General features: G+C 61.3%; 13 protein-coding genes and 2 pseudogenes. 3 read left to right on the plus strand and 12 right to left on the minus strand.

The annotated features are described in order from the left end of the window. Nucleotides 1-23 precede the first annotated feature (23 nt). Nucleotides 24-296: a hypothetical protein gene (locus ACRQ5Q_RS27400; protein ID WP_439374587.1), complete on the minus strand. Its 273-nt coding sequence runs from the start codon at nucleotides 294-296 to the stop codon at nucleotides 24-26. Nucleotides 297-302: 6 nt separating this feature from the next. Between ACRQ5Q_RS27400 and ACRQ5Q_RS27405 the strand changes: the two genes are divergently transcribed. Next, nucleotides 303-1460 (plus strand): hypothetical protein, encoded by a 1158-nt coding sequence (locus ACRQ5Q_RS27405; RefSeq protein WP_439392989.1) that lies wholly within the window; start codon nucleotides 303-305, stop codon nucleotides 1458-1460. A 10-nt stretch (nucleotides 1461-1470) separates the two neighbouring features. On the opposite strand, the gene ACRQ5Q_RS27410 is transcribed toward ACRQ5Q_RS27405, so the two are convergent. Continuing rightward, the gene (locus tag ACRQ5Q_RS27410) at nucleotides 1471-1686 is read right to left on the minus strand and encodes a hypothetical protein (RefSeq protein WP_439374585.1); all 216 of its coding nucleotides are present in this window, start codon (nucleotides 1684-1686) and stop codon (nucleotides 1471-1473) included. A 200-nt stretch (nucleotides 1687-1886) separates the two neighbouring features. Between ACRQ5Q_RS27410 and ACRQ5Q_RS27415 the strand changes: the two genes are divergently transcribed. After that, on the plus strand, nucleotides 1887-2246 hold the full coding sequence (locus ACRQ5Q_RS27415; protein ID WP_439392990.1) for a hypothetical protein: 360 nt from the start codon (nucleotides 1887-1889) through the stop codon (nucleotides 2244-2246). A 57-nt stretch (nucleotides 2247-2303) separates the two neighbouring features. Here the strand turns inward: ACRQ5Q_RS27415 and ACRQ5Q_RS27420 are convergent, their stop codons facing one another. From ACRQ5Q_RS27420 to ACRQ5Q_RS27465, 10 genes and pseudogenes are all read right to left on the minus strand, one after another. Continuing rightward, nucleotides 2304-2888 carry a hypothetical protein gene (locus ACRQ5Q_RS27420; protein WP_439392991.1) on the minus strand — a complete coding sequence of 195 codons (585 nt, stop codon included), beginning with the start codon at nucleotides 2886-2888 and terminating at the stop codon, nucleotides 2304-2306. A 6-nt stretch (nucleotides 2889-2894) separates the two neighbouring features. Beyond that, nucleotides 2895-3137 carry a PilZ domain-containing protein gene (locus tag ACRQ5Q_RS27425; protein ID WP_260384772.1) on the minus strand — a complete coding sequence of 81 codons (243 nt, stop codon included), beginning with the start codon at nucleotides 3135-3137 and terminating at the stop codon, nucleotides 2895-2897. Nucleotides 3138-3143: 6 nt separating this feature from the next. Next, nucleotides 3144-3410 (minus strand): PilZ domain-containing protein, encoded by a 267-nt coding sequence (locus ACRQ5Q_RS27430; protein ID WP_439392993.1) that lies wholly within the window; start codon nucleotides 3408-3410, stop codon nucleotides 3144-3146. 744 nt (nucleotides 3411-4154) lie between these two features. Next, entirely contained in the window at nucleotides 4155-5141 is a 987-nt protein-coding gene (locus ACRQ5Q_RS27435; protein WP_439392995.1) for a hypothetical protein, read from the minus strand. 735 nt (nucleotides 5142-5876) lie between these two features. Then, the gene (locus tag ACRQ5Q_RS27440) at nucleotides 5877-6209 is read right to left on the minus strand and encodes a hypothetical protein (protein WP_439392996.1); all 333 of its coding nucleotides are present in this window, start codon (nucleotides 6207-6209) and stop codon (nucleotides 5877-5879) included. 550 nt (nucleotides 6210-6759) lie between these two features. Beyond that, a complete protein-coding gene (locus ACRQ5Q_RS27445; RefSeq protein WP_439392260.1) occupies nucleotides 6760-7959 on the minus strand; it encodes an IS256 family transposase in 1200 nt (399 codons plus the stop codon). 320 nt (nucleotides 7960-8279) lie between these two features. Next, nucleotides 8280-9228, minus strand: a protein-coding gene (locus ACRQ5Q_RS27450) for an IS630 family transposase (RefSeq protein ID WP_439392998.1) whose coding sequence is annotated in 2 segments (ribosomal slippage) — nucleotides 8280-8891 and nucleotides 8893-9228 — 948 coding nt in all. Because the reading frame shifts where the segments join, the coding sequence is not laid out codon by codon here. 35 nt (nucleotides 9229-9263) lie between these two features. Next, complete coding sequence (locus ACRQ5Q_RS27455) at nucleotides 9264-9713, minus strand: hypothetical protein (protein ID WP_439399884.1); 450 nt, start codon at nucleotides 9711-9713, stop codon at nucleotides 9264-9266. Beyond that, nucleotides 9698-9916: a hypothetical protein gene (locus tag ACRQ5Q_RS27460; RefSeq protein WP_439399976.1), complete on the minus strand. Its 219-nt coding sequence runs from the start codon at nucleotides 9914-9916 to the stop codon at nucleotides 9698-9700. Before ACRQ5Q_RS27460 ends, ACRQ5Q_RS27455 begins: the two co-directional genes overlap by 16 nt. Nucleotides 9917-10274: 358 nt before the next feature. Continuing rightward, a pseudogene (locus tag ACRQ5Q_RS27465) lies at nucleotides 10275-10355 on the minus strand (hypothetical protein); the annotation flags it as partial. Between the two features lie 689 nt (nucleotides 10356-11044). Between ACRQ5Q_RS27465 and ACRQ5Q_RS27470 the strand changes: the two are divergent. Further along, nucleotides 11045-11699: pseudogene (locus tag ACRQ5Q_RS27470) on the plus strand (IS91 family transposase); the annotation flags it as partial. Between the last annotated feature and the right edge of the window lie 115 nt (nucleotides 11700-11814).

Here is an 11814-nt window from a genome sequence, read left to right on the forward strand (position 1 = left end):
GCGAGGAGCAAAAGGCGAGTCGATCAGCCCTTGCTACGCAGCACGGCCCCCTGCGGCCTCGGATGCATATAGGCCTTGGGCTGAACGTAGACCGGGCAGTAATTATTCCATTGATACTGCTGCCAGTTCCACTTCCAGCAGCCTGCGTCGATCTGCGGCGCGGGACCGAAATCCAGACGATACGGCTCGTCGCCGAAGGGATAGGGATCGCTGTGAGCGGCGCTTGAAACGAACATAACTGTCAGGGAAATGGCGGTTGCGGCCAGCAATTTCGGCATGTTGCCCTCGATCTTCATGCGCTAATGCGCGACAGTGCCAAAGCGGGAGTTTCCAATCAAGGCCTTCGCGGGCGAATAGTTGAGCGCCGACCGGGTTGCTCGCTTGTTTCGCCGGCTTCGGCCTCCTGCCTGATCAACGTGGTCGCCGTGCAAGCCAATCTCGCCATCCTTGCTGCACTTGCGAGTCGTCCGAACGGACGGATTGCGTTTGCCGAGCTCGAGCAGCAACTCCAGGCGCACGACGAGAATGGGGACATCGAGGACCGGATAGAGCAGCAGGTCTCCGCCGGAATCGAGCTGATCGAGGCCGGGCTTGCCGTCGTGAATGGCGACAGCCTGGAGATCACGCAAGCGGGCCGCTCGGTCATCGAGGCCCTGCCCGATCGGTCGTCGCCTCAGTCGAAGTCGCTTGAAAACACCGATCATCTGATTGGCCCCGAAGTGCGCTCGAGGATGCTCAATCCTGATCTCCGCGAGGAGACCGAACCCCACTCCGGCCAAGGCTCGGACGCTCCCGGGACAGACGCAACGGCCCGCCGCCTCCCCTCACGCGAACCAGATCCTGCACCGGACAATGGCGACTGGCGAGCGCGCACGTTCGAAGCAATTGCCCGGCTGCTGCATCGGCTAGCCGCGCTGTGGCGGCGGCACATCGAGGAGGATCTGCCGAAAGCGCGGACGGTCAGCCGAGGAACGAGCGTCAATGGAATCGTCGTTGCGCTCATCAGCCTGCTGGTCGTCATCATCTGCGCCGGCGCCGTAATTGCTCTGCGACAGATCAGGTCGCTGCAGACGGAGATCTCCTCCCTGCAGCGAGAGCTGTCGCCGATGAAGGAGCGGCTTTCGCGGTTCGAGGCAGAAAAAGCACGGCAGGCCGACGAGAAGGCGCGGGAAGAACGCAGCAAACGGGCAGCAGACAATCCGCTGCAGCAAGCGCCTCTCACTCTGTCGCGGGAGGAGATTCAACTCATTCGCGACTATATCAAACCGGCACCAGCCGCCGGATCCTCCGCGGCGCCGGCGGTTGGCGATCCGCTTCCCGGAGCGACGATCCCCTTCCCTTCGCCGGTCACCGAAAAAGTGCCCAAACTGCTCGGCGCGAGATTCGCGATCCGCAACGGAACCATCATCATCGTCAGAAGGGACAGCCGTCAGATCGACGCTGTCCTTGGGCCGAACTGAGCGCGGTCCATCAGAGCGCGAGCGAGTAAGGAAATTGCCTCGTCAGATCGAGATCGAGGTAACCGCTGCCGTCGATCCATTGATGCGGGCAATAAGCAAGCGTGGATGGATCGATCAGCAGACCGTCTCGCAGAATTGCCTCGCGCGTTCCTATCCTTCCGGTCGCTATCTGGCCTTCTTGTGGATCGAAGCGCAACGCATCAAACACAGCGGTATCGTTTGTCACCCGAAGCCCCTGCTGAAATGAACATCTTTAAAGTGACAAAGACTATCGATCCGATTAACCGAGGCAAGCGTTATCGTTTTTGCAACTGCTAACTCAGGGCCAGGCACGCGCCCCTAATCGCTACCGTTATCATTCGAGAGCGGATAGCCTCAGCTGTGTCTAATCCTGTTTCCAACACCCAATTCGAGAGGAGAAACGCGATGCGAGGCACTTCTTACATCCTGGCGGCTGCCGCGCTTCTTGGGATCGGCACCCTCATGACATCAGGACCGGCCGCTGCTGGCGGAACGCGGATGGGAACGGGCGGCCTTCCCACCGTCGAAAATGCGTGGGGGTCTGGATACGGCCAGGGCCCGTCCTTCTATGGGCAATATGCGCCCGTTGCGGACGACGGCTACCTCTTCAGTTATGAGTATCCCGTTTTCGTGGGCCACGACGTGCGAGCGATCGCCGTCGACCTCTCCAATTCGCGCTTCCGACACCGACCCGTCGCTGGACCCGGAATCATCTACTATCGCGGCCAGTATCCGCGGCCATATCGCATCAACCCCTATTGGTGAGCTGATCGACCGAGCTGCCGCGCGGCCCGCCAGCGCCGCGCAGGCAGAGAAGGCATGTCAGCCCTCTCCCGCTTGCGCGTCCCCATCGGGTCCACCCCGGCTCACTTTCGATCCGGGCAGGCGCTTGCCGACCAATCCCTTGACTGCATCGTAGGCTTCGAGCAGCGGCGGCGTTAACGAGAAGAACGCGCCAAGCGCAATGGCGATGACGACATGGCGCAGCGAAACGCTCTCGTCCTGAGTTTCGGCCGCGCCATAGTTCATCCCGGCTGCGACAGGGGTGGCCCCGTGCGATCTGCCGGCGACGTTCGCGGTCCGCGGCTTACGCGGCGGGATCATCACGAGGACGAAGAGAACGTTGATCAGCAACCAAATGCCGAGGATGATGAACAGCGTTCTCATTCGTAAAATCCAAAAAAAGATGCGCCTAAATTCTCTCGCCATCCGAAGGGTAAAATGTGCCCATGGATCAGTCACACTTGTCCAGGCCATCCCCCGATGCAAGCCTAAATCTTGGTCGTTAAAGATAAATCTGCCGTAAAAAAACGCGGTTTGAGCAAGGGCGGCCCGGCCCACCCGGCACCCGGCATTGGTTCCGATTTTCTCCTGAACGGTTTTGGGGAACCCAAAGGCACCGACCATGTGATCCTAGTCCAGGAATTCAACTCCGATACGATTTCCGCTGGACCAGACGACACGGCAATCCCGGATGATGCGATCCTTCTCCAGCATCAGCTTGATGCGGGGTCTGACGTAGACCTTGTCCGCCATCTCGATGGCGGCGCCGAGATCGGAAAGACTGACCACGCGGCATCGCATGCTGGATCCGTCGCCGGCGATGTATGCGACCTCGTCAACTGTCGCGCGCTGCTGCCTGCGACGTTCCTCCACGACAACTCACCGCTTGCTCAGGTTCTTGCCGCGCAGGAAGTGAACTCCGACCTGGTCGCCGTTGATCCAGGCCAGCTCGCAGCGGCGGAAGGCCGCCCCGGTCGTCGAAAGCAGCAGGAAGAACTCCTTCAGCGCAAGACCTTCGATCGATCCTTCGATCTTGAGCTTCGCTCCGGCTTCGGCCACGTCGGTCATCTGACATTGCCGGCTCCACGTTCCGTCGATGGCCACCATGTGCACCTCGACGCCGCGCGAGAACTCGACCCGTGCCATTGCGCGTTTTTCGGGTGGTAGTGAATGAGACATATCAGGACGAAACCCGGATTTGAAAATTCAATCGAGTCGCAGCCCGCCGCCTGCCGGACCAATCAGCCCCGCCGACGCGAGACGCCCTTGCGAAATCAGGCACTCCTCGGCCGCCGGCCGAAGCACACGGCGCTGAAATTGCCGCGTCGTCCTGATAGTGCCGGACAAAAATTCAGGAAAGACTAATGAGCCTGTCCGATTTCGGCAAATCGCAACCGCAAGCCCCGGCTTGCTGCGGTTCGGGACGAAGCCCCCGACGGGACCGCTCGCAGCGCCCCCCCCCTCTTCGCATCGGATTCATGATCGTCCGGCGTCAGCCATCCGTAAAAGTGCTTAACTCGGTTTTAGGCCTCGGTATTCCTGCGGATTTCGACGCGGGGTTCCATGGTGCTAGGGTTCCACTCGCGCGCGACGGAACCCTCGCCAGCCCCGGGTGGACCGGCGCCGCAAAACGGACGTGGCCCGCCTCCACCGCTTTTTGCCGGAGGCGGGCTTCCTTTCCATTGACCTGGCCAAACTGAAAGGGGCCGCTCAGAGAGCGGCCCCTTGCCGGTTGAAATGCTTGTCCGTACTGAAATGCCAGCCCCGGCATCAACACCCTACCGGTACTGAAGTGCCATGTGGATTCCGTTCTACTACGGTGAACCATACTGCCATATTTTAACGTCGCCCAGGCGCCAGGACGGCCCGGCCCGCCAGTGGAACCTCTGGTCAGCGCGCAGGCGGTGCGGGCACGGCCGCTGGCGGAGCCGCCCGCGTCGGCATCGGCTTTGGTTTTGCGGCCGCCGGCTGCGTTGCAGCCTGCGGCGACGAGGCCGTTGGCGCGGGGGCCGGCGCAGCGGGAGCTGCCACGCGCGGCTGCGGAGGCGTGAGCTTCTTGGGCGCCGCATTCTGCTCCAGACGGATCAGTTGATCCCTGACAGCCTTGATCTGCTCGGCTGCGTTCGCATTGTCGCGCTCCGCCAACTCCTGACCAGCCTTCACTTGATCGGAAAGCCTGGCGACGGAGCGGCCCAACTGATCCTGGCTGGCCCTGAACTGCTCGCCGAAGTCGGCGCTGTCGCGGGCCATCTGTTCGCGACCACGCTTGAGCTGCTCGATATCGCCTCTCAGACTTGCGAGATCGTGCGACATCGACTGCAGCAATGCCGCCAACTCTGGCGGTAGAGCCGCTGACACGGCCGCGATCGCAGGCGAGGTTTGCGAATTCGCCTTCGCGGCGTCTCCGGACGGCCCCAACCAGACAACAGCCGTGACACCAAGTCCGGTAGCCAGCATGATCGCCGCCAGGACGAACGCACCCCAGCGGCGCAGCGAAGTCCGACGGCCCGAGACCGCCGGCCTAACCACGTCGACGCCCGGTGCCCGAGGGTTCCGCCGGAGGCTTGCGGCTTCCAGCTTCGATGGTTGTCCCGGGCCCGCCGCAACATCGACGTGGTCCGAAGCTCTGCGCTGGCTCTCAATTTGCGCTTCAGGCGCCGGATGTCCTGAAATGCCGGCTTCGCGGGAGCTCAGCTTTCCGAAGCTTCCCTTCGGAGCGTCAATGCCATGCGCAAGGTCGTCAAAACCCTTTGCTGCGCGTTCGCCGGCCGAGGCCTCGTCATGGGGCTCGGGATCAAAATAAGTGACCGGTGATGGCGGCTCGTTGAGTATGCCGGCAATGGTATCGCTCAACGCCTGTAATTTATCGGTACTCATTTGCCACCTTCGGCACAAACCCGAAACAAGCGCGGTCCGTCTGAACGCGACGGGCCGATCGTTATTTCTGCTTTAATGGTTGTCAAGATCGGGCGCCGCATGCGAGCGCCGTCGATCTCGACCATCTCCTCCGGGACAAGGTCGTGATTTACGACCCGCAGCTTCGATCAATGCTCAACGCGAGACGCAAAATGCCGTCATGCCAAAGGGTTCTGCGATCAATTGACCGGGCTCGTAAACGATGCGAGCTCTTCGCAACGTGCGAACCAGATCTCCGATTTCCTGATGACCGGCACGGAAATAGAGCAGATGCGTGATGGCAAAGGACAACATGCAGGTGCCAAGAATGGTCGCCTCTTTTGAAGCCGATTAAAAAAGAACTGGCGTTCGGGAGCAGGAAGGTAGAAACTTCGTTCGACCAGCATCACGTCAGCCGTAAATTCGAAAGTCGCGATTTCGCCAACGCGGGAGTAGCGTCATGCGATACGTTTTTGGGCAGACAGTCTCTCCTCAAGACCAGCTTTCGAAAGTCACGCAGGAGAGCCGTGAGCGCGCGAAAACAAAGCCTGCCGGCGAGGACAGAGAGGAGCTTCAGAGGAAGGCCAACCAAGCCGACACGGCGGCCCACATAGATGAGTGGGTCAATTCTCCCGGGCTCCGGCCCCCGACCTAGTCAGATCAGATCGCATCATGTCTGCTCGGCGCTGACGCCTACAAGGCGCTCGGCATCGTCCATCACGCTGATGTTGTGATCGGGCCAATCGAAAAGCTAATCAAGGAAAGCAAAACTATCGTTTCCCTGCCAACAGGAAAGTTTACAGGGAAAATGCCCGTCGCGGGGCCGGCTTCGCAACGAGAACTGGCAAAAAACACCTGAAAATCCGCGGAAATTCCAAAACGACGCGGCGCGATGCGCCCCACCGGAACAGGGAATTCGTTGGCGACATGGAATCTGTTCTCCGGAAGCACGGAAAAAGGAAAACGTATGCGACGCCATCGGATCTCGCCTCGCTGGTAAGCTTGAGCGACAACTCCTCTGGCTTCCGGTTCGGTCGTATCGCTCAGCACGAGCTTGGGATCTGTGCGTTGGAATAGATTTGATCTAGGCAAAAGCCGAAAACGGTCAAGCCGGCCAATTAAGACGATCGAATCACACTCTCCAACCTAAGGTCAAATAGGGAGAGTAACTGGGGCAGAAGACAAGTTCCGGTATTGAAACACCGTGTTATCCCGGACTCCACCGGGTGACTTGGATCAGTTGGAATACGAGGGCCGGGGCTGGTATTTCATCCCGAACAATTATTGCAACCGGCAAGGGGCTGCCGAGAGGTGGCCCCTTTGGATTCCGACACCGCTCGAGGCGGATGGGAGACGACGTTTCTTAAATGAAAGAGGCCGCCACTGAGGCGGCCTCTGTACTAAATGGCGACGTTTGGGGGCTGGCTCAAACGGCGACCACGGACTCACTGTATGGCTAGGTCTGTCCGTCAAGTGCATTCTCATCAGCTGACCAAGCGCATGGCGCTTGAGTCGTCGCGGGATGTTGGGACGATCGTGCCCCGTGGCGTGGTGTAACTGACAGCAGGCCACCGCCAATTTTCCGGCGGGTCGGAAGGCATCAGCCTGCCACGGCGGGCAAGCCGACGATGGGATCATCGCTCAAGGGAGCGATGGTTTCCAGCGTCATGTAGCGGGCGCGCTGGACGGCCCATTCGTCGTTCTGTTCGAGCAGGATCGCACCGACGAGGCGGACAATGGCGTCCTCGTTTGGGAAGATGCCGACCACCTCGGTCCGCCGCTTGATCTCACCGTTGAGGCGCTCGATCGGATTGGTCGAATGCAGTTTGGCACGGTGCGGAGCCGGGAAGCTCATATAGGCCAGCACGTCGGGCTCGGCGTCATCCATGAAGGCGGCGAGCTTTGGCAGTTTGGGACGGAGCTGATCTGCGACCTTGCGCCATTGCGTCCTGGCCGCTTCGGCATCGTCCTGGGCGAAGGCGGTGGCGATGAAGGCGGAGACGACGCGCCGGCCGCTCTTGCCAGCATGTGCCAGGACGTTGCGCATGAAGTGGACGCGGCAGCGCTGCCAAGCGGTATTGAGCACCTTACTGACGGCGGCCTTGATGCCCTCATGCGCATCGGAGATCACGAGCTTGACGCCGCGCAGCCCGCGGCGGGCGAGCTTGCGCAAGAACGCGGTCCAGAACGTCTCGGCCTCGGAGGGGCCGATATCCATGCCCAGGATCTCGCGCCGGCCATCGCTGTTGACACCCACTGCGACGATCACCGCGACCGAGACGATGCGCCCCTGCTGGCGCACCTTCACGTAGGTGGCGTCGATCCACAGATACAGCCAGTCGCCCTCGATCGGGCGGGCGAGGAAGGCCTTCACTTTGTCGTCGATCTCACCGCACAGCCGGCTCACCTGGCTCTTGGAGATCCCGCTCATGCCCATCGCCTGCACGAGGTCGTCGACCGAGCGGGTCGAGACGCCCTGCACATAAGCTTCCTGGATCACGGCGGTCAGCGCCTTCTCGGCCATCCGGCGCGGCTCCAGGAAACCCGGGAAGTAGCTCCCCTTGCGCAGCTTGGGAATGCGCAGCTCGACGGCCCCGGCGCGCGTCTCCCAGCTCCGATCGCGGTAGCCGTTGCGCTGGGCCAGGCGCTCGGCGTTCTTCTCGCCGTAGGCCGCGCCGGTCAGCCCGGCGACCTCCAACTCCATCAGCCGCTGGGCGGCAAAGCCAATCATCTCGCGCAGCAGGTCGGCGTCGGGGGCCTTCTCCACAAGCGCGCGAAGGTTCATCATCTCGTCGGTCATCGGTGGTTCCTCGAATCAGGTTGGTGTCAGCAACCCGACCCTACCGGCGAATTGCCGGTGACCACCGCAAAGCCGTCCACCCGCTACGGCGCTATTTGAGGGCGCGCGGGCGGACGGCTTTGCTCTACCGAGCTACACCATCACTGGGGACACGACCTGTTGGGACACGAACGGCCTTCACGCAACAATCGGGCCAATGCCGGACTCATACACTCTGCCAACAGCGTCTTCATTCAATCAGGTCGTCGGCAATCAGCAGAAACTCGCGGCTGATCGTCAGTTGCTGCTCTGATCGCCTCGCGGCTATGAGCTAGAGCGTTTCACATTTTGATTGAAGCATAACCGGCGCTGGCGAAGTAGTTGGCGCATTCGCGAGGCTGGATGTCTTGGACGAGGTGACCGATATGGCGCCAAGTCTCCTCGATTGAGCGCTTCTGAGCTTGCCGCATCCAGTGTTTGATCTTGGAGAAGGCCTGTTCGATTGGGTTGAGGTCGGGCGAGTATGGCGGCAGGTACCAGAGTCTGGCGCCAGCAGCCTTAATCATTTGCCTGACGGCTTTCGACTTATGGCTTCCGAGATTGTCGAGAATGACGATGTCGCCTTCACGCAGGGTTGGCAGGAGAATGTGCTTTACGTAACCACGGAAGCATTCACCGTTGATCGGGCCATCGAAGACGCAGGGTGCCGTGAGTTGGTCATGGCGGAGCGCGCCGAGGAATGTGAGGGTACGCCAGTGACCGTGCGGAGCGAAGCCGCGCAGGCGCGCCCCTTTGGGTCCCCAGCCTCGCAAAGGGGCCATGTTGGTCTTGATCCAGGTCTCATCGATGAAGACGAGCCGGCCCGGATCGAGCCCGGCCTGCCAGGCTCGCCAACGCAAGCGCCTACGAGAGACGTCGGCGCGAGCCTGTTCGAGGGCGAACAGTGTTTTTTTTGAACCGCAGCCCTTCCCGGCGCAGGAACAGCCAGACCGCATTGTGTGAGACCTTGACCCCACGGGCTGCCAGTTCCGCCTTCAGACCATGCAGCGTCAGGTGCGGCGTCTGAGTGATCCGCTCGACGATGAAGGCGCGGTGCGGATCAAGCACAGGCTTGCGGTGACCACCCATCTTGCCAGGCGCTACCGAGCCGGTCGTTCGATAACGCTGTGACCACTTCACAACTGACGAGACAGCAACGCCAAACCGTTCCGCCACAGATCGGCAGCTCTCACCTTTGACAACAGCGGATACCGCACGCTTACGCAAATCGTTGGAAATTGGTCGGACCATCGGATGCTGGCCTCCAGCCCAGCCAGCATCTTGAATCATATTCGTCCCAGACCCGGAATCCCCTCCGATTCAATAAATCCGTGAACCGCTCTAAGCCGCACGGACCTCGCTGAGGAATTGCGCGACTTCGGCCTGAAGCCTGCTGCTCTCGGCGGCCAGCGACTTGGCGGAGGCCAGCACCTGCGATGACGCCGCGCCGGTCTGCTGCGCGCCGGCATTGACCTTGGTGATGCTGCCTGAGACCTCGCGGGTCCCGTCGGATGCCTTCTGCACATTGCGGGCGATCTCGGTGGTCGCCGCGCCCTTTTGCTCGATCGCGGCCGCGATCGTGGTGGCAATGCCGGATATCTGGGCGATGGTATCGCCGATTTGCTTGATGGCGACCACGGAATCGTTGGTCGCGCTCTGGATTGACGTAATCTGACCCCCGATCTCCCCGTTGCCTTCGCGGTCTGGGCCGCGAGTTCCTTCACTTCCTGCGCCACGACGGCGAAGCCGCGACCCGCATCTCCCGCCCGGGCGGCCTGGTGGCGTTGAGCGCCAGAAGATTGGTCTGCTCGGCGATCGTCGTGATCAGCTTGATCACGTCGCCGATCCGGTTCGCCGCATCGGACAACGTGTTGATCCGGTCGTCGGTGGCGCGGGCCTGCTCGACGGCGGCGGCTGCGATCCGGGTCGATTCCTGCATCTGGCGACTGATCTCGTGGATCGAGGCGGTGAGTTCGTCTGTCGCAGATGCCCCGACTGGACATTGGTGAGGCATTCTCCGAAGCACGGGTCACGACGCCCGCCAGCTGCTGGGTGTGGTTGGCCGTCTTGGTCAAAGAGCTGGCGGTCGATTCCAGCTCCGATGAGGCGGTGCTGACGCTGCCGACGATCTGATGCATCGCCTGTTCAAAACGCTTTACGAGGCTGTCGAGCAGATTGGCGCGGCGTTCTTTCGCGGTGCGTTCGGCCTCCTCCGCGGCCTGCAAGGTCCTGGCGCGCTTCAGCCCGTCGCGGAACTCCACCATCGACTGCGCGATGATGCCGATTTCATCGTGACGTTCGGTCTCCTCGATCTCGACGTCAAGATTGCCGGCCGCCAACGTCCGGGTCGTCGTCTCGATTTTCGACAGGCTCTCCAAAATCAGAAACTTGGTCTACAGCCTTTGGACGTCGAATTCGCTCCAGAGAGCGGACGTCGAATTGAATGCTAGTCGAAATCGTTCTCCCAAGCCGATCTCTGGCCTCGGACGGTCAAATGCACGCAAGTGGCCGACCAGTGTGCAGCCGAAGAACTGATGGCTTGCGTGATCGTATAAACTCAGGGCATTCCTGTCAGCGCCACATGGACGGTCTCCTCGTCGCAAATTCCGGCTGCCGAGCTGGCAAAGCCCCTGCACGTTGGGTGCTTACGAGGGCGCACTCATCGCACCTAAACAGCCGGGAGCCGCCGTGCTCTCCCAAAAACTTCATTGGCTCCAGGCAGAGTTCGCACGGGCAAAACGGCGTAGCCACAGCAGCTTTGAAATTGATTTTCATCCTAGTCTCCGACCATTTGCTCTTCGTACGGCCGAACCAGTGCAGCGGGCCTCGGTCCGCGAGCGGATCTGCGATGTCCGTAATGTCGCTTGCGCAATCTCGATAGTGCTTGAGAACGTCTTCGCTCAGTATTGAATCGATCTCACACTAGACAGCAGCCTAGAACCTGCAGGGGCAAGCGCCTGTACCCGCCAAGACACGCCGAGGGCTATTCGTCTGTTTTCCCCAGAGAGGCTGGATTTTCCACACGGACCGCTCCGCCAATCCGGTACTGCCGCACCCGGCAGGCCTTATCGGCCCTCGACCAGCTCTGGAGCTCGCGGACATTCTCCGCGATCACGACCTGCGTGGCGCGAGGCCAATCGCGGGCATGTCAGCCTCAATCAGTTGAAGGTGATGAGTGCCATCGAGCGCTGCCGCACGGCGGCGCTCGGCGGGCATGTCGCACGCTGCGAGAACGTAGCATGCGGCCATACGGAGATCGCCTACAATTCCTGCCGCCACCGGCCTTGCCCGAAGTGCCAGGCTGCGGCGTCACGCCAAGGGCTGGCCGACCGCGAAGCCGAGCTGTTGCCGGTGCCGTACTTCCATGTCGTGTACACGCTGCCGAGCGAGTTGCGCGACATCGCCTACCAGAACAAGCGCGTGATCTACGACCTGCTGATGAAGGCGGCGGCCGAGACAACGCTCGCCATCGCCGCTGACCCAAACGTCTCGGTGCACGGATCGTTATCACGGCCGTGCTCCACACCTGGGGCTCGGCGCTCACCCATCACCCACACGTACACATGATCGTGCCGCGCGGAGGACTCTCGTTCGACGTCGCACGATGGATCGCCTCGCGCGCCAACTTCCTCGTCCACGTCAACGTGTTGGCGCGCCTGTTCCGCGGCAAGATGCTGGCGATGCTCATGGATGCGCACGACGCCAAACAGCTGACGTTCTTCAAGCGATCCCTCTCGATCCGATCACGGCCATCACTGGGTCCAGCCCCCGTTGATGTGCTGCGAGCTCTCGCCCGGATCCCTCGGACGCTCGCGACCTCGCCTCCACGTCTATCTC

This window comes from Bradyrhizobium sp. PMVTL-01, from assembly GCF_051861855.1.
Taxonomy (GTDB): Bacteria; Pseudomonadota; Alphaproteobacteria; order Rhizobiales; family Xanthobacteraceae; genus Bradyrhizobium.

Bases quoted from the DNA above. Each gene is read 5' to 3' on its own strand.
- ACRQ5Q_RS27430 (WP_439392993.1), bottom strand. From the start codon at position 3,410: ATGGCACGGGTCGAGTTCTCGCGCGGCGTCGAGGTGCACATGGTGGCC.
- ACRQ5Q_RS27435 (WP_439392995.1), bottom strand. From the start codon at position 5,141: ATGAGTACCGATAAATTACAGGCGTTGAGCGATACCATTGCCGGCATA.
- ACRQ5Q_RS27400 (WP_439374587.1), bottom strand. From the start codon at position 296: ATGAAGATCGAGGGCAACATGCCGAAATTGCTGGCCGCAACCGCCATT.
- ACRQ5Q_RS27445 (WP_439392260.1), bottom strand. From the start codon at position 7,959: ATGACCGACGAGATGATGAACCTTCGCGCGCTTGTGGAGAAGGCCCCC.
- ACRQ5Q_RS27460 (WP_439399976.1), bottom strand. From the start codon at position 9,916: ATGCAGGAATCGACCCGGATCGCAGCCGCCGCCGTCGAGCAGGCCCGC.
- ACRQ5Q_RS27420 (WP_439392991.1), bottom strand. From the start codon at position 2,888: ATGGTCGGTGCCTTTGGGTTCCCCAAAACCGTTCAGGAGAAAATCGGA.
- ACRQ5Q_RS27405 (WP_439392989.1), top strand. From the start codon at position 303: ATGCGCGACAGTGCCAAAGCGGGAGTTTCCAATCAAGGCCTTCGCGGG.
- ACRQ5Q_RS27415 (WP_439392990.1), top strand. From the start codon at position 1,887: ATGCGAGGCACTTCTTACATCCTGGCGGCTGCCGCGCTTCTTGGGATC.